14 protein-coding genes are annotated in these 19,565 nt (G+C 66.7%); 4 read left to right on the top strand and 10 right to left on the bottom strand.

Annotated elements, in window-relative coordinates:
- Nucleotides 1–18: 18 nt before the first annotated feature.
- Both N2K98_RS04610 and rsmI read right to left on the bottom strand, forming a co-directional pair.
- Nucleotides 19–1,500 carry an NAD-dependent succinate-semialdehyde dehydrogenase gene (locus N2K98_RS04610; RefSeq protein WP_255866183.1) on the bottom strand — a complete coding sequence of 494 codons (1,482 nt, stop codon included), beginning with the start codon at nucleotides 1,498–1,500 and terminating at the stop codon, nucleotides 19–21.
- 170 nt (nucleotides 1,501–1,670) lie between these two features.
- Nucleotides 1,671–2,540, bottom strand: a complete 870-nt coding sequence (gene rsmI, locus N2K98_RS04605; protein ID WP_255798541.1) for a 16S rRNA (cytidine(1402)-2'-O)-methyltransferase — start codon at nucleotides 2,538–2,540, stop codon at nucleotides 1,671–1,673.
- A 226-nt stretch (nucleotides 2,541–2,766) separates the two neighbouring features.
- Here rsmI and N2K98_RS04600 point away from each other — a divergent pair, with 226 nt between their 5' ends.
- Both N2K98_RS04600 and N2K98_RS04595 read left to right on the top strand, forming a co-directional pair.
- On the top strand, nucleotides 2,767–4,242 hold the full coding sequence (locus tag N2K98_RS04600) for a dolichyl-phosphate-mannose--protein mannosyltransferase (protein ID WP_255798664.1): 1,476 nt from the start codon (nucleotides 2,767–2,769) through the stop codon (nucleotides 4,240–4,242).
- Between the two features lie 44 nt (nucleotides 4,243–4,286).
- Nucleotides 4,287–6,095, top strand: coding sequence for an AMP-dependent synthetase/ligase (locus N2K98_RS04595; protein WP_255798540.1), 1,809 nt, complete (start codon nucleotides 4,287–4,289; stop codon nucleotides 6,093–6,095).
- 76 nt (nucleotides 6,096–6,171) lie between these two features.
- Here N2K98_RS04595 and N2K98_RS17200 read toward each other — a convergent pair whose 3' ends face one another.
- Complete coding sequence (locus N2K98_RS17200) at nucleotides 6,172–7,941, bottom strand: TIGR01906 family membrane protein (protein ID WP_308219838.1); 1,770 nt, start codon at nucleotides 7,939–7,941, stop codon at nucleotides 6,172–6,174.
- Between the two features lie 77 nt (nucleotides 7,942–8,018).
- Nucleotides 8,019–9,011, bottom strand: coding sequence for a stage II sporulation protein M (locus N2K98_RS04585; RefSeq protein ID WP_255866182.1), 993 nt, complete (start codon nucleotides 9,009–9,011; stop codon nucleotides 8,019–8,021).
- 54 nt (nucleotides 9,012–9,065) lie between these two features.
- On the opposite strand from N2K98_RS04585, the gene N2K98_RS04580 reads away from it, so the two are divergent.
- Nucleotides 9,066–9,866 carry an RDD family protein gene (locus tag N2K98_RS04580; protein ID WP_255866181.1) on the top strand — a complete coding sequence of 267 codons (801 nt, stop codon included), beginning with the start codon at nucleotides 9,066–9,068 and terminating at the stop codon, nucleotides 9,864–9,866.
- A gap of 787 nt (nucleotides 9,867–10,653) precedes the next feature.
- On the opposite strand, the gene ahcY is transcribed toward N2K98_RS04580, so the two are convergent.
- From ahcY to N2K98_RS04565, 3 genes are all read right to left on the bottom strand, one after another.
- A complete protein-coding gene (gene ahcY / locus N2K98_RS04575) occupies nucleotides 10,654–12,120 on the bottom strand; it encodes an adenosylhomocysteinase (RefSeq protein ID WP_255866180.1) in 1,467 nt (488 codons plus the stop codon).
- A gap of 37 nt (nucleotides 12,121–12,157) precedes the next feature.
- A complete protein-coding gene (locus tag N2K98_RS04570; protein ID WP_229952460.1) occupies nucleotides 12,158–12,343 on the bottom strand; it encodes a Trm112 family protein in 186 nt (61 codons plus the stop codon).
- An 89-nt stretch (nucleotides 12,344–12,432) separates the two neighbouring features.
- Nucleotides 12,433–12,822, bottom strand: a complete 390-nt coding sequence (locus tag N2K98_RS04565; RefSeq protein WP_255798536.1) for a DUF3499 domain-containing protein — start codon at nucleotides 12,820–12,822, stop codon at nucleotides 12,433–12,435.
- 139 nt (nucleotides 12,823–12,961) lie between these two features.
- Here N2K98_RS04565 and N2K98_RS04560 point away from each other — a divergent pair, with 139 nt between their 5' ends.
- Nucleotides 12,962–13,504: a metallopeptidase family protein gene (locus tag N2K98_RS04560; RefSeq protein WP_255866179.1), complete on the top strand. Its 543-nt coding sequence runs from the start codon at nucleotides 12,962–12,964 to the stop codon at nucleotides 13,502–13,504.
- A gap of 22 nt (nucleotides 13,505–13,526) precedes the next feature.
- Here N2K98_RS04560 and N2K98_RS04555 read toward each other — a convergent pair whose 3' ends face one another.
- From N2K98_RS04555 to N2K98_RS04545, 3 genes are read right to left on the bottom strand one after another with little or no spacing between them, the layout of a single operon-like run.
- Nucleotides 13,527–15,239, bottom strand: a complete 1,713-nt coding sequence (locus N2K98_RS04555) for a DUF5719 family protein (RefSeq protein WP_255798534.1) — start codon at nucleotides 15,237–15,239, stop codon at nucleotides 13,527–13,529.
- Complete coding sequence (locus N2K98_RS04550; RefSeq protein ID WP_255866263.1) at nucleotides 15,236–18,700, bottom strand: glycosyltransferase family 2 protein; 3,465 nt, start codon at nucleotides 18,698–18,700, stop codon at nucleotides 15,236–15,238. The genes N2K98_RS04555 and N2K98_RS04550 overlap by 4 nt, the downstream gene beginning before the upstream one ends.
- Nucleotides 18,700–19,245: a WhiB family transcriptional regulator gene (locus N2K98_RS04545; protein ID WP_255798533.1), complete on the bottom strand. Its 546-nt coding sequence runs from the start codon at nucleotides 19,243–19,245 to the stop codon at nucleotides 18,700–18,702. The genes N2K98_RS04550 and N2K98_RS04545 overlap by 1 nt, the downstream gene beginning before the upstream one ends.
- Nucleotides 19,246–19,565 lie beyond the last annotated feature (320 nt).

Here is a 19,565-nt window from a genome sequence, read left to right as displayed (position 1 = left end):
TTTCTTCCTGCCGGTTACCTACCCGGCATATGGGTCGGCGATCCCGATGTACTGCGTGTAAAGGTATTCCTCGATGCCTTCGGCGCCGCCCTCGCGGCCCAGCCCGGACTGCTTGACGCCGCCAAACGGTGCAGCTGCGTTGGACACCACTCCGGCGTTGAGTCCCAGCATGCCGGATTCCAGCTTTTCACCGATCCGCAGTCCGCGGTTCAAGTCGCGGGTGAAGACGTAGGACACCAGTCCGTACTCGGTGTTGTTGGCCAGCGCCACGGCTTCGTCTTCAGTGGAGAAAGTGACGATCGGTGCCACCGGACCAAAGATCTCTTCCTTCAGGATCCGGGCGTCCGGGGCAACGTTCTTCAGGACCGTGGGCCGGTAGAAGTAGCCCGGGCCGTCCACGGGTTCGCCGCCGACCAGTGCAACAGCGCCGCCGTCGACCGCTTCGCTGACGAGTGCGTGCACCTTGTCCCGCGACTTGGCGTCAATCAGCGGCCCGATCTTGGTGTCGTCTTCGGTGCCCCGGCCGGTAGCCATGGCACCCACCCGTGCCGCAAACTTTTCTGCGAACTCTTCCGCGACTGTGTCCTGGACGATGAAGCGGTTGGCCGCCGTGCAGGCCTCGCCCATGTTCCGCAGCTTGGCGATCATGGCGCCGTCCACGGCTTTGTCCAGGTCAGCGTCCTCGAAAACGATGAAGGGTGCGTTGCCGCCGAGTTCCATGGAGGTGCGCAGGACGTTCTCGGCAGCATCCCGGATCAAGCCCTGGCCCACGGGCGTGGACCCGGTGAAGGAGACCTTCCGCAAACGGGAATCCTTGAGGATGGGCCCGGTGACGTCGCCGGCAGAAGTAGTGGAGACAACGTTCAGCACCCCGGCAGGCAGCCCGGCTTCCATCATGACGGCCGCGAAGAGCTGGGAGGTCAGGGGGGTCAGCTTGGCGGGCTTGAGCACCATGGTGCAGCCGGCGGCCACGGCGGGGGCGATCTTGCGGGTGGCCATGGCCAGCGGGAAGTTCCAGGGGGTGATCAGCAGGCACGGCCCCACCGGCTTCTTGTTCACCAGCAGCCGTGATTTACCGTCCGGGGCGGTGCTGTAGCGTCCGGAAACCCGGACGGCTTCCTCGGAGAACCAGCGCAGGAACTCCGCGCCGTACACCACCTCGCCGCGGGCTTCTGTCAGCGGTTTACCCATTTCCAGCGTCATCAGCAGGGCGAAGTCCTCGGCGCGTTCCGTCACCAGTTCAAAGGCGCGGCGCAGGATTTCCCCGCGTTCACGCGGTGCCGTCCGCGCCCAGGCATCCTGTGCGGCTGCGGCGGCGTCCATTGCGCGCGCACCGTCTTCGGTGGAGGCATCGGCAATGCTCATCAGCACCTTGCCGGTGGCGGGATCTTCGACGTCGAACGTGCGGCCGCCGGACGCCTCCCGCCACTGGCCGTCAATCAACAGGCCGGTGGGGACCTGTGCCAGGAGTTCGGCTTCACGGTCTGCGGGAATGCCCATAGGGAATGCCTCCAAAATCATCGGATCCACCACGGGCGGCGTGCCCGCGGTCTCTCCTAAACCGTAGGCTTCGGCGGCACTGCCTGTAAATGCGGGTATGCACTACCTTCTGCGGGAGCTACTGTGCATCTGCCCAGTGTTCGGCGTGGTGTTGCCGGCCGTCCGCAGCCTTAGCTGCGCGCTTCCAACACCGCCGAATACAGTTCGCGCTTGCTGATCCGGGCATCCTCGGCCACGGCAGCGACGGCGTCTTTGAGCCGGATGCCCTGCTCCACCAGGGAATTGACGGCGGCCACGTGGTCCGCTGCCTGTTCCGGCGCGGCGTCCGGTGCGCCTTCCACCACCACGGCGATTTCCCCGCGCACGTCGCCTGCTTCCGCCCATTCCAGCAGCTCGCGCAGGGGCCCGCGCAGTACCTGTTCATGCAGCTTGGTGAGCTCGCGGGCGACGGCGGCACGGCGGTCCCCGCCGAACGCGGCGTCCAGTGCACGCAGCATGGGTTCGAGGCGGTGCGGGGCCTCGAAGAACACCATGGTCCGTTGCTCGCCCGCCAGCTTCGCGAGCCGGCTGCTGCGTTCCCCGGGCTTCCGGGGCAGGAAGCCTTCGAAGCAGAAGCGGTCCGTCGGGAGGCCGGAAAGGGCCAGCGCGGTCAGCACCGCAGAGGGTCCGGGGGCGGCGGTGACGGTCAGCCCTTCGGCCGCCGCAGCCTCCACCAGGCGGAAGCCGGGATCGGATACGGCGGGCATGCCGGCATCCGTCACCATCAGGAGGGTGGCGCCGCCGCGGACCATCTCCAGCAGATCGGCAGTGCGGGAAGCTTCGTTGTGCTCGTGGTAGCTGATGATCCGGCCCCGTGTGGTGATGCCGAGCGCGCTTACCAGCCGGTGCAGACGCCGGGTGTCCTCCGCGGCAATGATGTCGGCGCTTTCCAGCAATCCGATCAGCCGGTTGGTTGCGTCGCCCATGTTGCCGATGGGCGTTGCCGCGAGGACAATCTGTCCCGGCCCTGCGGCGTCGTTGTTTGCAGTGCCTGCCGTCATGGTGCCTGTCCTGCTGCCTGTTACCTTGCTCGAGTCCACCCTCTAACCCTACGCGACAGGCTATAGAGTGGTGCGCGTGAGTCTCTCCGGCACCTCGACGACCCGCCCCGCGGCGCTGGCCCCGGTCGAGTCCCCACAGCATGCGTTCACCTTCGATGCCCTGCGGAACCGCCTGCTGGGCAGCACCTTGGTTCCGCTGGGAGCGGCCGGCTGGATCCTGCCGCTGATGATGGCGGTACTGGGCGGTGTGCTGCGCTTCACCCGCCTGGGTGAGCCGGGAGCGCTGGTTTTTGACGAAACCTACTACGTCAAGGACGCCTACTCACTGCTGCAGTCCGGCTATGAACGTGCCTGGCCCGAAGATGCAAACGAGTCCTTTACTGCGGGGCAGCCCCAGGTCCTGCTCGACGAGCCCGAATATGTGGTGCATCCGCCCGTTGGCAAATGGATGATCGCTTTCGGCATGGCCCTTTTCGGCTCGGACAATGCCTTCGGCTGGCGCTTCGGCGCCGCGCTGACCGGCGCCCTCACGGTCCTGCTCCTGGGACTCATCGCCGCACGGTTGTTCTCCTCGGCGACTCTCGGTGCCCTGGCCGGGTTGTTCCTGGCCGTGGACGGACACCATCTGGTCCATTCCCGCACCTCCCTGCTGGATGTCTTCCTGACGTTCTGGATTGTGGCCGCGTTCGGTGCGCTCCTGTTGGACCGAAGGGACGGCCGGCTCCGGCTGGCACGTGCCCTCTCCCGCACGGCCGGCGGCGGGGACCCGGGCGGCGGGGCACTGCTGTACGGGCCGTGGCTGCTCTGGCGTCCGTGGCGGATCGTCGCCGGCGCCTGCCTCGGCCTCGCTGTAGGCACCAAGTGGTCAGCCCTGGCCTTCGTTGCCGTATTCGGGCTCATGACCGTCCTCTGGGATGTCAGTGCCCGGCGGGTTGCGGGAGTCCGACTGTGGGAAACTGCCCTGTTCCGGGACGGCATTCCGGCGTTTTTCACCATCATCCCCGCCGCGTTGATCTCCTATGCGGCCAGCTGGAGCGGGTGGCTGCTTTCCGATAACGCGTATAACCGGCAGTGGGCCCGGGAGAACCCTGACGAAGGCTGGAGCTGGCTGCCTGCCCCGGTGCGCTCCCTGGCCGAGTACCACCGCAGTGCCTATGCCTTCCACAACGGACTCAGTTCGGAGCACAGCTACTCCTCCAACGCCTGGACCTGGCTGTTCATGGGCCGCCCCACGTCGTTCTTCTACGAGTCTTCCGCCGAAGGAGAGGCCGGCTGCGCGGTGGAGAGCTGCTCCACCGCGGTCACCTCCGTTGGCAATCCCCTGATCTGGTGGGGTGCCGCCCTGTCGCTGCTGCTGGTGCTCTTCTATTGGGCCGGCCGGCGGGACTGGCGTGCCGGTGCGGTGCTGTCCGGAGTGGCGGCTGGATACCTTCCGTGGTTCGCCTATCCTGAACGGACAACTTTCTTCTTCTATGCGGTGTCCTTTGAACCGTTCCTCATCCTCGCCCTGGTGTATGTCCTGGGCCTGATACTCGGCCGGCCGGCGGACAGTCCGCACCGCCGGCGGATCGGCCTCCTGGTTACCGGGTGCTTCGTAGCGGGGGTCCTGGCGCTCTCGGCATATTTCCTGCCGGTCTGGACAGCGGAAACCATCCCGTATTCTGGCTGGCGGCTGCGTATGTGGATGCCCAGCTGGATTTAGTCTCATTACCCATGTGCTGAACGCACAGAAAGCGAGGGTCATAAGTGCGCGAGTCCGCCACTGACCTCCTGGTTAGCCTTCCCGAAGATTCGAATGTTACGGATCTCCTGCTCCAGATGCATCGAAAAAATCCCGCCCGCGTCCTGTACGCGGTCAAGAACGGCAGCAGCTGGGAAGACATCACCGCCGCGCAGTTCCTCGCAGAAGTTACCCGGCTGGCCAAGGGCTTGATCGGATCCGGCGTCCGCCCCGGAGACAGCGTTGCCGTCATGTCCCGGACCTCCTACGAGTGGACCGTGGCGGATATGGCCAACTGGTTCGCCGGGGCCGTCACCATCCCGATCTATGAAACCTCCTCCCCCTCCCAGGTCGAGTGGATCCTCAAGGATTCCGGTGCCCGGCACGTGTTCGTGGAGGACGCACGCAAGGCCGACGTCGTGCTTGCTGCCGCTTCCGCCCTTGAAGGGGAGTTTTCCATCTGGCTGATGAACGACGGCGACGGCGCCGACACGTTCACCGGCCTCAGCGCCGCAGGAAGCAGTGTCAGCGACGACACGCTGGAAACGGCCCGCAGTACCGCGAACCTCAGTGACACCGCGTCGATGGTGTACACCTCCGGAACCACCGGCCGGCCCAAGGGCTGCGAAATCACGCACGGCAATTTTGCCCTCTTCGGCGTCAACGTCATTGAAGTCCTGCCGGAAATGCTGAAGATCCCCAACCCGACCACGCTGATGTTCCTGCCGCTGGCACACGTGCTGGCCCGCGCGGTCCAGGTGGGCTGCCTGCACGCCGGCGTCAAGGTGGGCCACTCCCGCAGTGCCTCCGACCTGATGTCGGACCTCAAGTCCTTCCAGCCCACCTTCCTGCTGGCCGTGCCGCGGATCTTCGAAAAGATCTACACCGGCGCACAGGCTTCGGCCGAAGCCGCCGGCAAGGGCAAGGCCTTCGAGGCGGCAGCCGCCACGGCCATTGCCTACTCGGAGGCGCAGGACTCGGCCGCCCGCGGCGGCCGCGGACCGTCGGTGGCGCTGGCAATGAAGCACAAGCTGTTTGAGCGCCTCTTCTACCCGAAGGTGCGTGCGGTCCTTGGCGGAAACGCAGCATTCGCCATCTCCGGTGCCAGCGCGCTGAGCCCGATGCTCGCGCACTTCTTCCGCGGCTGCGGGGTCACGGTGCTGGAGGGCTACGGCCTGACCGAAACCACCGCCCCGGCGAGCGTCAACCAGGCAACCCGCACGCGGGTGGGATCGGTGGGGCTGCCCATGCCGGGCACCACCATCCGGATTGCGGACGACGGCGAGGTCCTGGTCCGCGGCGCCGTGGTCTTCAAGGGCTATCACCGCAACCCTGAGGCAACTGCGGACGCCTTCGAGGGCGAGTGGTTCAAGACCGGCGACGTGGGCGTACTCGACGACGACGGTTTCCTGCGCATCACCGGCCGCAAGAAGGACCTGCTGGTCACGGCCGGCGGCAAGAACGTGGCCCCCGGTCCCCTGGAAGAAAAGATCCGTGAGAACCGGCTGGTCTCACAGGCCATCGTGGTGGGCGAAGGACGCCCGTTCGTGTCCGCCCTGATCACCCTGGACGAGGAGGCCCTCGCCGCGTGGAGCCGGGAGAACGGTGCCCCGGACGGAGTTGCCGCGGAGGATCCCCGGGTGCAGCAGCTGCTGCAGGAGTCAGTCGACGCCGCGAATGCGGCGGTGTCCCGGGCCGAACAGATCCGCAAGTTCACCGTGCTGCCCAAGGACTTCACCCTGGAATCGGGGCATCTCACGGCCACGCTGAAGCTGCGCCGCAATGCAGTGATTGCGGATTACTCCGATGAGGTGGACAAGCTTTACGCCAAGTAGGCAGCGGCAGTAAAAATCCCCCGTACCGATACCGGTACGGGGGATTTTTATGCTGCTTACGCTCCGCTCGCTCGGCCTAGAGTGCTTCGAGGGACTCTGTGTAACGGCGGCGGGCGTCTTCCCGGGCCTGCAACACGCGTTCCCTGCGTGCCCGGGTGGGCCAGCAGGAAACCAGCACGACGATGCAGGTGAGCAGCACCAGCGCGGCGATGGTAATCCCGGCGTCCATCCAGAACTGGGCCGGGAAGAGCCGGATCAAGGTGTCATCCAGCCGGAAGGTCCAGTTCCCGTTCGCGAAGAAGATCGTATGCAGCTGGGTGAAGAACTGTTCCCAGCCCAGAACGGCGAGGACCACCAGTGCCGCCACCAATACCAGTGTGAGCACCGCACCGGAGAACAATGACCGGCGGATGCCGCCCGGGCTGCGGCGGTGCAGATACAGCGCGGCGAAGAGGCTCAGGACCGCCATCACCATCGCAGCGATGAAGGCCACCGTCAGCACCGTCTTAACATCGGCCATGTGGCTGACTTCGCTGTCCAGGTACAGCGGTTCTCCGCCGTCCCCGACCAGGTCCCCCAGGTACCGGGAACCGCTGAAGTTGAGCAGGTAGTCCACGGCGTAGGAACCGTAGGTCATCCGGTCATCGGTGGAGAAGCCGTAACTGTCTGCCGGGAAACCGGGCCGGTGGTACTCCACCCACAGGAACAGGGGCGTCGCGACCGCACGGATGGCGGCGGCCAGCACCATGACCGGGAAGAACACGGCAATCATTACCTGGAGGACACGGGCCAGGACGGGCTTGCCTGCTGCCGCCTTCTCCCGTTCCTGGGCGCGCCGCTGCGCTTCCGCAAGTGCCGGGTCGACGTCGTCAGCGGAGTCAGCCGTGTCATGGACTGACTCCGTCCCGTTCTTCGTCTCCCTCTCCGTCTCGGCGGAGTGGGCAATAACGGGTGTGACGGCAGTGTCTGTGGATTCGGTGGTCTCCTCCGCCGTGCCGTCATGCCGGTCGACGGCGCCGGATGTTTCCGCTTCGCGGTCCAACGTGGTTTCGGGAGCCGTGTTGGAGTCCGTTTCAGCGTCGGTTTCTGCGTCCCCTTCAGCGTCGGCTTCAGCGTCCCCGGGCGCGTCGGCTTCATGCCGGCCGGCTTCATGGGCGCCGGAGGGAACGGCGTGCGGCCGGCCTTCTCCTGCTTCCACTGCGCCGGAAGACGTTCCCATGGAGGTTGCCGCCGTTTCCTCTTCCGGGGCGTTCCGGTCCTCGGGTCCGGCGTCCACGGCATCGTCGGTGGAGGAATAGCCGCTCAGGTCCGGCAGGGTGCTGGCGCGGCGCATGGGTAGGTGGCTGCGCTGGGCAACCTTCGGGTGCCCGCCCGGAACGGTTCCGCTGGCGCCGCCGGTTGCTGCTTTGTCACGATTTTCGGACGCAGCCGGGCTTTCGGCCGTGTCCCGGTCGAGGTCCGCAGCGTCCTCAGCGTCCTCAGCGTCCTTCGACTCTTCCGGGCCCTCAAGGCCCTCCGACCCTTCGGGGTCTTCGAGGCTCTCCGGCGCCTCCGGGGTCCGCTCGACGTCCGGCTCTTCGGCGTCGACGGGTGCGTCGCCCGCCTCATCTGCTGCAGCCTCCACATCGGCCCGCTCGGAGGCGGTGAGGTTGTCGAACTCGGCGTCCCAGTCGGCGTGCTCACTGTTCCCGGCGAGTTCCGGGGCAGTAGCGGCGTGGGAGCCGGATCCGTCGGGGGCAGTCCCCTGCGACGGCACTGAAGCCTCGGTTCCGTTGAGCGGCTCCCCTCCGGCCGTCGATCGATGCGTGGGGGTTTCGTCCTGGCTAGCCACTGCTTCCTCTTTCACTTCCTAAACTGTTCTCCGCTGGTCTTACACTCGACCCTACCGGGACAGCACCGGGTGGACCGCACGCCACCCCGCGGCTAGGCCGTACGCAGGTACGCCCCGGCGTCGCGCGCGGACAGGTCACCGCGGTGGCCGGCCCGGTAGGCCCTGCCGCCGAGGATGAGCGTGTACGCCCAGTACGCCGCGAATACTCCGAACCCGATGGTCAGGCGCAGCCAGGCCGGCAGGGGGCTGGGTGTAACGAATCCCTCAACCAGCCCCGAGATAAACAGGACCACTACCAGCCCAAGGGCAACCGTCATCAGGGAACGTCCCTCCTGCGCCACGGAGGTCATCCGGGAACGTCGGCCGGGTGCAACGAAGGCCCAGAAAATCCGCAGCCCAGCGGCCGAGGCAATGAAAATAGCGGTCAGTTCCATGAACCCGTGCGGCAGGATATAGGTGAAAAACACGTCCAGCCGGCCGTGTGCTGCCATCATGCCCGCGGACAAGCCCACGCTTACGGCGTTCTGGTAAAGGATCCAGGGTACCCACAGGCCGGTGATGCCGAAGGCAACCGCTTGGACGGCGATCCAGGCATTGTTGGTCCAGACCATGCCGGAGAACGACGCCGCCGGGTTTTCGGAGTAGTAGTTGACGAAATCCTCTTCGACATAGCGGCGGAGCTCCTCGTCGGACCCCACTGCTGCCAGTACCCCCGGTGTATTGACGGCCCAGAAACCGGTCAGCCAGGCCACCAGGACAAAGGCTGCACCTATCGCAACGGTGAGCCAGCGTACGCGGTAAAAGGCTGCAGGGAGGGAGAAAACGAAGAAGTTCGCGAGGTCCTCCATGAAGTTGGACCGGCTGCCGGTGAACCGGGTGCGCGCACGGGACAGGCGCATGGAAAGGGCGGCGGAAAGCGTTCCTTCCGGTGCCACCGAGCGCACGATGGAAAGATGGGTGGAGGCACGTTGATAGAGCCGAAGCAGTTCGTCCGCTTCCGGGCCGCTTAAGCGGCGGCGGGCAGCCAGCTCGTCGAGGCGTTTCCAGTCATCGCTGTGCACGGCAGTGAAGGCATCGAGGTCCACGGTTACACCCTAACGGGTCGGTACAGTGGTCCTCATCACTTCAGGAGGACTCGAATGAGCAGCATTGTTACCGGCGAAGCGGTGGTCCTTGAACTCCGCCCCGCCGGCTTCGCCGCCCGGATGGTCAGCGCCCTCATTGACGTCGTCGCCCAGGTCCTTGTGTTCATCGTCCTGCTGCTGCTGGTCGCACAGGCCGTCGTGTCGTCGGACCCCGCCCTGGCGCAGGCATTGTCGCTGAGCCTTGTGGTGCTGCTGTTTGTGTTGGTCCCGGCCACGGTGGAAACCCTGACGCGGGGAAAGTCGCTCGGCCGGCTGGTTATGGGGTTGCGGATCGTCCGTGACGACGGCGGCTCGGTGCGGTTCCGGCATGCCTTCATCCGGGCGTTCACCGCGGTCCTGGAAATCTACATGCTCGCGGGTTCACTGGCCTTCATGGTGGCGTTGTTCAATGACAAGTCCAAGCGCCTCGGGGACCTCATGGCCGGCACCTACGCCCTGCGGGACCGGGTGGTGGCACCGCTGCCGGAACTGGTGGCGGCTCCCCCGGAGCTTGCCGGCTGGGCGGACCTGGCCGATATCGGCCGTCTGCCGGACGGGTTGGCCCGCCGCATCTCCCGCTTCCTCGCGCAGAGCGGGCGGATGACCGGAACGGCCAGAATGGTGCTCGCCTCCGAACTTGCCTCGGAAACCACTGCGCATGTTTCCCCGCAGCCGCCGCCGGGCACGCATCCGGAGGCCTACCTCCGGGCGGTCGTCGCAGAGCGCCGGAACCGCGACTACGTCCGGCTGGACCGTCAACGGCGGCAGTCCCGGGCCCTGGCCGAACGGCTGCATCGGATGCCGTTCACCGATTGAGCCGGGGCTTATCCGGCGGGCCCGGCCGCTGGTAGTACAGCTGGCGGGCTTATCCGGCGCCCAAAGCCCCGTTAGCTGTACAACCAACGCCCAGCAGAGAGCCCCAACCGCTGCTAGTACAGCAGACGGGCTTATCCGGCGGGACCGGCCGCTGGTTGTACAGCAGACGGGCTTATCCGGCGGAACCGGTCCGCTGGTAGTACAGCTGACGGGCTTCTCCGGCGCCCAAAGCCCCGTTAGCTGTACAACCAACGCCCAGCAGAGAGCCCCAACCGCTGGTAGTACAGCAGACGGGGTTATCCGGCACCCAAAGCCCCGTTAGCTGTACAACCAACGCCCAGCAGAGAGCCCCAACCGTTGGTTGTACAGCAGACGGGGTTATCCGGCGGGACCGGTCCGCTGGTAGTACAGCAGACGGGCTTCTCCGGCGGGACCGGCCGCTGGTAGTACAGCAGACGGGGTTATTCGGCGGCCAAAAGCCCCGTTAGCTGTACAACCAACGCCCAGCAGAGAGCCCCAACCGCTGCTAGTACAGCTGACGGGGTTATCCGGCGCCCAAAGCCCCGTTAGCTGTACAACCAACGGCCAGCAGAGAGCCCCAACCGCTGGTAGTACAGTAAATGGGCTTCTCCGGCAGGGCCGGCCGCTGGTAGTACAGCTGACGGGGTTATCCGGCGCCCAAAGCCCCGTTAGCTGTACAACCAACGCCCAGCAGAGAGCCCCAACCGCTGCTAGTACAGCAGACGGGGTTATCCGGCGGAACCGGCACAACCCCCCCGGGTAGCAGTCAGTAGCGGTAATGCTCGGGCTTGAAAGGCCCCGCCACGTCAACGCCCAGGTAGTCCGCCTGGCTCTTGGTCAGCTCAGTCAGTTCGACGCCGAGGGCGGACAGGTGCAGGCGGGCCACCTTTTCGTCCAGGACCTTGGGCAGCACGTAGACCTGGTTGGCGTAGGTCCCGTCGCCGTGCCTGGTGAACAACTCGATCTGCGCGATGGTCTGGTTCGCGAAGGAATTGCTCATAACAAAGGACGGGTGGCCGGTGGCGTTGCCAAGGTTGAGCAACCGCCCTTCGGAGAGCACAATGATGCTGCGCTGCGCGTCGGTGCCTTCATCGAACACCCATTCATGGACCTGCGGCTTGATCTCGACCTTGCGGATTCCGGGAATCCGGGCGAGTCCGGCCATGTCGATCTCATTGTCGAAGTGGCCGACGTTGCCGACAATCGCCTGGTGCTTCATGGCCGCCATGTGGCTGGCCATGATGATGTCCTTGTTGCCGGTGGTGGTGATGAAGATGTCGCCCTGCGCCAGTACGGATTCCAGCTTGGCCACCTGGTAGCCGTCCATCGCCGCCTGCAGTGCGCAGATCGGGTCGATTTCCGTGACGATCACCCGGGCGCCCTGCCCGCGAAGTGCCTCCGCGGCTCCCTTGCCGACGTCGCCGTAACCGCAGACGACGGCGACCTTGCCGCCAATGAGCGTGTCGGTGGCACGGTTCAGGCCGTCCGGGAGGGAGTGCCGGATGCCGTATTTATTGTCGAACTTGGACTTGGTGACGGAGTCGTTGACGTTGATGGCCGGGAACAGCAGCCTGCCTTCGGCCGCCAGCTGGTAAAGGCGCAGCACACCGGTGGTGGTTTCCTCCGTGACGCCCCGGATGCCCTTGGCGATTTCGGTCCACTTCCCCGGGTGCTCCGCCAGGCTGCGGCGCAGACGGTCGAGGATTACGGTGAACTCGTAGGAGTAGCCCTCATCGCCGTCCTGCGGGTTTTCCGGAACGAACCCCGCAGCTTCGAACTCCACGCCCTTGTGCAGCAGGAGGGTGGCGTCGCCACCGTCGTCAAGGATCATATTCGGGCCGCCGGACCCTTCCGGCCAGGTAAGGATCTGCTCGGCGGTCCACCAGTAGTCCTCGAGAGACTCGTTCTTCCAGGCGAAGACGGGGACGCCTGCGGGTTCGTCTACCGTTCCCCCGCCCACCACCACGGCGGCAGCGGCTTCGTCCTGTGTGGAGAAGATGTTGCAGGACGCCCAGCGGACTTCAGCGCCCAAGGCCGTCAGCGTTTCGATCAGCACGGCGGTCTGCACCGTCATGTGCAGGGACCCGGCGATCCGGGCTCCGGCCAGCGGCTGGCTTGGACCGTACTCGCGCCGCAGCGCCATCAAGCCCGGCATCTCGTGTTCGGCCAGCCGGATCTGGTGGCGTCCGGCTTCGGCGAGGGAAAGGTCGGCTACTTTGAAGTCAATGCTCACGCTGGAATCCTCACAGGTTCGCGGCGGGTCCGGGCGTTTAGCCCTCCTGCCGAGTGGCGGCGGCCTTCAGCAGAACGGGAATTCCTTCTTCCACGCGGTACCGCACCGGTTTGCCGCCTGCGTCGGGAACGGTCGAAACGAGTTCGTCACCGTCCTGGACGAGGACGGATCCGGTGACAGGGCAACGCAGGACGTCGAGGAGTCCGGCTGTCAGATTGGCCATTGATACAGCACTTCCTTGAATTCGGGTGCCGCGGTGGGCGGCGCATCACAGCCAAGACTAACGCGTGGAAGCCAGGCGAGGGGCGGTGCCTAGTTCTGTTCGCGCAGCACTTTCAGGTGCGCCCGGCGCGTCCCGGGGGTTTCGGCCGGTGGCTCCAAGGCATGCTTTCCGCTGCGCTGCGGCTCCGTGCTGTCCTCGTCCGTTGCCTTTGCGGCCTGTTCACGTACGGCATCCACCAAAGCTGAGAGTTCGTCACGGCTCGGAGTCCGGGGCTGGCCCTCCAGGTTCAGGCGGACAAGTTCCCATCCCAGCGGGGCGGTAAGCCGGGCGGAGTGGCCGGCACACAAATCGTAACAATGCGGCTCGGCGTAGGTCGCCAGTGGGCCAAGCACTGCAGTGGAATCGGCGTATACGTAGGTCAGCGTTGCTACCGCCGGCTGGCGGCAGGCTGACCGGGAGCACTGGCGTAAGGATTCCACGGAGGACCACTTTACCCGTTCCCTGCGCGGTGCCTGCGCAGGCGCGCCGGAACCGCGGCCCCGGGCACTGCTGCGCCGCCGGCGGTTGCAGAAGGAAAAAGGGGTCCCGGGGGCCGGGGGCAGCGGTTAGAGTTCTTACATGTCCATGGGATCTTCATTCCGGGTGCGCCTCGATGTTGAGTCAAGTGCCGTTGAGTCAAGTGCCGTTGAGTCAAGTGCCGCAGCCGCCTCCTCCCCCGGCGTGCCGGCCCGGTCCTTCCGGCAGCGGCGGCGCAACCGGCACGGCCGCGGCCTGCGGGGAGACGTGATCCCGCCGCATCTGGCCGGTGCCCGCACGCGTGCGGAACGTTTCGACGAGTGGGTACTCGAATCAGCCCAACGACTCGAACGGCTCTGGGGCGAACGCATCCAGTCCTACCAGTTCGTGGTCGAGGAGATCCCTCCGGGACTTGAGGAGCTGGCGCGTTCCGGCGGACCCATTCCGCTGGGCGCCGGGACGGCCTCCGCACCAAACCGGCCCCCGGTCATCACCATCTACCGGCACGCCGTCGAAACGGCTGCCCGCTCCCTGGTGCCCGTCAGCGAACTGGTGCATGACGTCATCGTGGAGCAGCTAGCGATACTGATGGGGATGGACCCGGAAACCGTTGATCCTGCCTACGGCCGGTTCCGCCCGCTATAGGTTCCGTCCCTATAGCGGAGGGCTAGTACCCCACACCGACCTGTACGCGGCTGCCGCCGACGGTGCCCCGGGGCAGGGGCACTACGCTGATCCCGGTATCTCCGCCGGTCACTATCTGTGCGCCGTAAACCGGTGCTCCGGTGGCGCTGACCAGGACTGCCGCAGCGGATCCACCCAGATCGCCAGGGTTCACCGTGGTAGTGGAGGCGGCTTTCAGCTGCACGGTCTTCTCGGCCAACAGGACGCCGTCGGCGGTGACAGCGGCGAGGCGCACTTCGGACGCCCCTTCCGGCGCCGTGAAGGAGAGCGTGGAGTCCCCCGATGCCAGCACCGCCAGGTGCTCGCTGCCCAGGCGTTCGCCGGCGGGAGCAACGGCAATATCGGTTCCCTTTTCGGCATCGGAACCGCGGCTGAAGACGGCTGAGGCGGCCACGGCGACGTCGGACGAAATATCGAGCGTGTATGTGCCTTCGGGCAGCGTATCCAGCGGAAGGCGCGTGACTGTGCCTGCAGCAGCGTTGTAGCTTCCGCCGCCTTCCAGGGCGGCTTCACCGTTGCTGCCGAAGACCCGGACGTTCACAACGGCGTCGCTGGCGCCCGGAACCGCTATCTGCAGCGACGGCGTGACCGACGCGTAGCCCTCCTCCTTCGCCAGCTTGCGGGTAGCCTCCGGGTTCTGGATGCGCACGCCGCTGACCACCTGCGCCGGCCCGGGAGCCGCTGTGGGCTGGATCAGCTCCACACCGCCGGGGGTCAGGCCCCGCAGCAGGTTCTGCGAAATCACCGCTGAAACCGGGCCGCCCGAACTACGCACCCGCACGGCCAGGGAGTCCTGGTTGGCGGCCAGTCCGGCAAGGACCACTGACTTTGTTTCGCCCGGTCCCACGGCGATGCCCCTGCTGCCCGGCCCTTCCACCGGGCCGGCAGTGCCGTAAAGTTCCAGGTCGACATCGGCGGGGGTCAGGGACGGGTTGGTTAACTGCAGCACCGCGGCGGCTCCGACGTTCGTCCGTGCTCCCACCAGCCAAAGGTCGTTGGCCGGGGCCTGGCAGGTGGCTGCCGTGAGTCCGGCCAGATCGCCGTCTGCAGCGGTATAGGTCATGGTGGCACCGGCCGTGACCTGCTGGGCACCGGAAGGCTCCGCGCTCAAAAGCGCCGCCGCAGAGACGGGCGTCCCACGTACGACGCCGGCGGTCCGCTCTCCGGCAAGCGGTGAGTCCGTGCCGCCGCCGATGCTTTTGAGGACCGAACCGTCCGAGACTTTCGACAGTTCGGCGGCGGGCAGCGGGTTGCCTGCATCGGCTAGGAGAACGGCGCTCACCACCGACTTGGCAGAGGTGGACTCCGCGCTGAACTCGGCGTCCGTACCGGCTGTGTTGCCGGCGAGCAGCCGCGGGGGCTGCGGGCACACACCGGTCAGGGGTCCGGCGGGAACTTCGGCATAGGGAACGTCGACGGCGCCGCCTGCGGAACCGGTTCCCACAAGCGATGTCCCCGCCACCAGGGCACCGGCGGCGGTCAGCAGCAGGACCCCGGTGGTCCAGCGTCCTGCGGTCCTGGCTCCGCCGGAGCTGGACCGGCGGGCAGTGGCCCCGCTGGACCCGGAGCCGGCAGGCCCGGACGCAGGAGAAGTTGAAGCAGACCGTTCCGGTGCCTCTGGAAGCACCTCAGCCTCGTCCCCGGTAGAAGGGTGTTGTTGCTTTCCCGGCTTGCCGCCGGATTTGTCCCTGCTCATTGCTGGCTTCCTTCCGGGGTCCGGTCAACCCGGTGCGGGCCTGCACCGAAGGGTACGGGCGATTCCTCTTTTACAGCCGGCTGTTCCGAACCGTCTACCGGGCCGGCAGCGGGCTGCGGCTCGTTAGCCGCCGTTTGTGTCTCGGGGAAATCCCGTTTGCCGGGAAGGCGGACCGTTCGGCCGGTGGGTGTGGGAAGCGCCAGCAGCAAGGTCAGGCCGATCACCAGGATCTGCAGTGCCTCAAGCCACGGCGAGGCTGCGCTGACATAGTCCACGCGAAGCTCTCCGCCCTCGGCAGGCAGTTCGAAGGCCTGCACCCACTCACGATCCGTGGCGGTCAGCGGCCTGCCGTTCAGGCTGGCCTGCCATCCGGCGTCGGCGCGTTCGGCGAGGACCAACACGCGGCCCTCGGCGCCGACCGGGATGGAGGTGCGGATGTCTTCGGACTGGGACGGCACGGCCGCCGCGGTGCTGCCGTCCGCGTTAAGGATGCGCACCCTGGCACCAAGCCCGGACTGCGTCTCCGTACCGGCTGCGCTGAGCGGTTCACTCACCCGCCAAAGCCACCCGGAGCCGGTTTGCCCCACTGCGGATAATCCGGGTACGGAGTCCATCCGCCCGGCCAGCAGCTCGGCCGCCGTGTCGGATTCCTGCAGTACCACGAAGGCGACGCCGAGACGGGCAAGGTCCGCCCGCGGGTCAACTCCTGTTCCGGCGGTAATCGCGGCAACCGCGCGGCGCAGGTCGGCAGTCGCCGGATCGTCGTCGGCCAGCGTTTCCTCGCCCACACCGCCCTTTACCCCGCGGGCAGCGTAAATGGTGGAAAGCTGCTCCAGCGTGGTCCCGCCGCCCCGCATGAGCGCGGCTGAGACATTGCCCTCGCCGTCGACATGAAGGACAAGGCTGCGTGACTGTGTAGTGTCATGGCCGGCATCGGCTGCCGTGGCGGGCAGGCTGCGGTCTTCTGCACCCTGGACCTCCAGATTGGTGCCCGGCAGGATGCCTGCGGCGGCACCGTCCGGGGTCTGGGTTCCGGGGAAACCGCTGCCGGTGAACTGCGGGATGACCCAGAAGCCCAGACTGGCGGCCGGACCGGCTGCGAGCACCGTTCCAAGCACTACGGCCAGGACGCGGTTGCCGCGGGCAACCCTGCGGCGCCGCGCACCGGACAGGAGGCCGCCGGCAAAAACCAGCGCCGGGCAGAGAAGCAACAGCGAGCAGGCGGAGACGAGCGGTCCGGTGAATGCCGTCACCACCGCATCCGGCGCCGCGGCGGTTCCCACGTAGGACGCTGCGGCGTTGAGGGCCAGGGCCGCCAGGACCAGCAGCCAGCAGAGCCTGGCCAGCGGCGCGGACCGGGGCCGGAAAAGGGCAAGGGCCGCCAGGAACACAACAGGAGCACCGACCACCAGTGCCAGCACCAGGTTCCAGGGACCGACCGGAAGCAGACCCGCCAGGGTGCCGTTGACGTCGAAGGCGAGTGGATAGCCGAGCAGTTGCTGCCAGGCCTCGGACCGGACGAAAGCAAGCGGCATGCCGGGATCGGCCAGGACAGCGCGAAGGTTGGGAGCAGCGGAGAGGACCTGCGGGAGCAGGAGGACAGCGCCGGGCAGCAGGGCCCACCACAGGGTCCTTGCACGGCGCCGCAGTCCCAGCGTCAGGAGGAGCACTGCGGCGGCAGCCAGCACGAACACCAGCGGTGCGGCAGAAGTGACGGCGGCCAGCAGAAGGCCTGCGGCAGCGGCTGCGGTCCAGGACGCGGCACGGGCAGGTGCTGCGGTCCCGGTTGCTGCCATCCCAGCGGATGCCGTCCCGGGTGCAGCACCCGAGCCGACGGCGCGGGCAACCGCCAGCACCGTAAGCGGAAGCAGGATGTGCACAACCAGAGCGCCGAGCCGGCCGCTGCCCAGGGCCACCTGGAACGCGGGAACCGCCGCCCAGAACATCGCTGCCCAGAAGCGCAGCCCGCGATGGCCGGTGAAGGCTCCGGCGGCGAACCAGGCACTCAGCCCTGCCAGCGGGAGCGCAAGCAACAGCAGGATCAGCAGGGCGGCATTGCCGTTACCGAATCCGGCGATCGCCAGCAGTGACAGGACAAAGTTGAACGGGTCCCCATGTGCAGGGCCTCCGGAGCCCAGGTGCGCCCACCAACCGGTAGCCGCGGTCCAGATCTCACCCACGCCCTGCCCCAGGGGTACCAGCGCCCCGCCGGCCACGGCCGAGGCGCCGAAGAGCCGGTGCAGCCCGGCCAGGGAGAACCCTGCCAGCAGCAGCACGGCAGCGAGGGCGCCAAGCCCTACCCAGGCGCGCGCAGGGCCTTCCAGGGCGGCAAAGTCATTATTGGTGTCCCCGCTGGGGACGTATTCCGCGCTCCCTGTTTCGGGAGCCTCCGGCGAAGCATCCCGGTACATTGTCCGCCGGTGCTCCCGGACATCCCTGCTGCCGCTGCGCAGTGCATTAACTGCGCTGCGCGGGCGCCGCCGGGTATCCGCCGCACGCCGACGGGAGCGGTACAGATCGACCGGACGCACGACCGCCGCTGCGCTGGTGAGCAGCGAGGACACCGCATATCCGGGGTCCTTCGCCACCATCCCGAGGAAGAAGCGGCCAATGCCGCCCAGGACCGCACCTACTGCCAGGAACGGCACCTGCCACAAGGGCGCGTGTTTGAGCCGGAGGAAGATCTCCGCCCGTCGGGCAGCAGATGCGGAGGCGGCAGGGTTGGGACGGTTGCCCGCATGGCGCATCCGTGCCGAAGGCACCACCACCACCCGGTTTCCGGCCAGCCGGTTCCGCCAGCAGAGGTCAATGTCGTCTCCGCTTCCGGGCAATGCGGGGTCGAAGCCGCCCAGCAGGTCCCAGGCATCGCGGCGGATCAGCATGCCCGCGGAGTTCACGGCAAATATGTCGCTGCGGGAGTCGTACTGCCCCTGGTCCAGTTCATCGGCGTCGATCAGCGTGAGCCTTTCGGCCCACCGGTCAATGCTCAGACCCACGTCCACCAGGCGCCGGTCGTTATCCCATTCCACCTGCTTCGCACCCGCGATGGTTACCGAAGGTGCGCGCTCAACGGCCAGGAGCAGTTCTTCCAGTGCGCCGGGATCCGGAGCCGAGTCGTCATGAAGCAGCCAGATCCATTCCTGCACGGTGCCGGCGCCGTCCCCGGTTCCGCCGTCATGGGCGGACACCTTGCCGGTGGAGCGCAGGTTGTCCGGGAGTTCGGCCAGGCCCGCCTTCACAGCTGCTCCGAAGCCGCTGCGCGCCGGAACTGCGATGACCGGGCTGCCGACCGGGAGTCCCAGCTGCAGCAACGAGGCGCTGGCATCCGTGGAACCGGCGTCAACGCCGATGCAGAAGTCCGCAGGCCGGGTTTGGGCCGTCAGCGCTGAGAGTGTAGCGGGCAGATAAGAGGCGCCGTTATGGGCTACAACAACAGCGCAGACATGGACTTGCGAATGAATTAGACTGCCTGCTTCCGAAGCCGACGGCGTTCGCGCTCGGACAGGCCGCCCCAGATTCCGAACCTCTCGTCATTGGCCAGTGCATATTCGAGGCACTGCGAACGGACATTGCAGGCCGCGCAGACCTTTTTGGCGTCCCTCGTGGAGCCGCCCTTTTCGGGAAAGAAAGCCTCGGGATCGGTCTGTGCGCAGAGGGCATCCGCCTGCCAGCCCAGCTCGCCTTCGTCTGCGTAGTCCTGGCCCAGGCCCGGCAGCCCGATCCACACGGGCCGGCTTTCGGACTCGGGCGGAGCCTGGAACAACGAAACGGGCGGGTCCAGCACGAGCTCCTCGTCGACAGGAGCATCCGCAAGCGCTTCATGCGCGGCGAGGAAGGCAGTGGCCTGATCCTCGAGGGTGCCTGCGGTTTCCCGGCGGTAGCGCTCGGCAGCAGCCGGATCTGCAGGATCCACGTACCAGTCGACGGGGACACCCCTTGAGCCGTAGCTGGCCGAAGCCTGCCCGGCGATGACCGTGCTGTCCTGCGTTTCTTCTGCTTGCCCCATGGAGTCCTCCCGGTGTTGCTGCTCCAGCGGCGGCTGTGTGGTGGTGCCGGCAGGGCCTGGGCCCTGCGGCTCCTCCCATGTGGCTGGAACAAATCCGATACCTAATTACACGTGTGTAATACGGCTCCGTCAAGCTGTTCAGGCATCCTATAGAGTTCAATCAACGGATGCTGGGAACGCCACGCCCGGGATTTCGCACATCAGCCCGGCGCGTCGCACTTTTCCCGGTCCGGGAACCGGGAACTACATGTCCCCCGTATTTATTACGCACCGACATTCGCATGAGGCCGGTGCACGCCGCGCCGCCTCATGCGGGAACC

The organism is Arthrobacter jinronghuae (assembly GCF_025244825.1).
Classification (GTDB): domain Bacteria; phylum Actinomycetota; class Actinomycetes; order Actinomycetales; family Micrococcaceae; genus Arthrobacter_B; species Arthrobacter_B jinronghuae.
The sequence above is the reverse complement of the archived record's forward strand: the minus strand, read 5'-3'. Positions and strand labels throughout refer to the sequence as shown.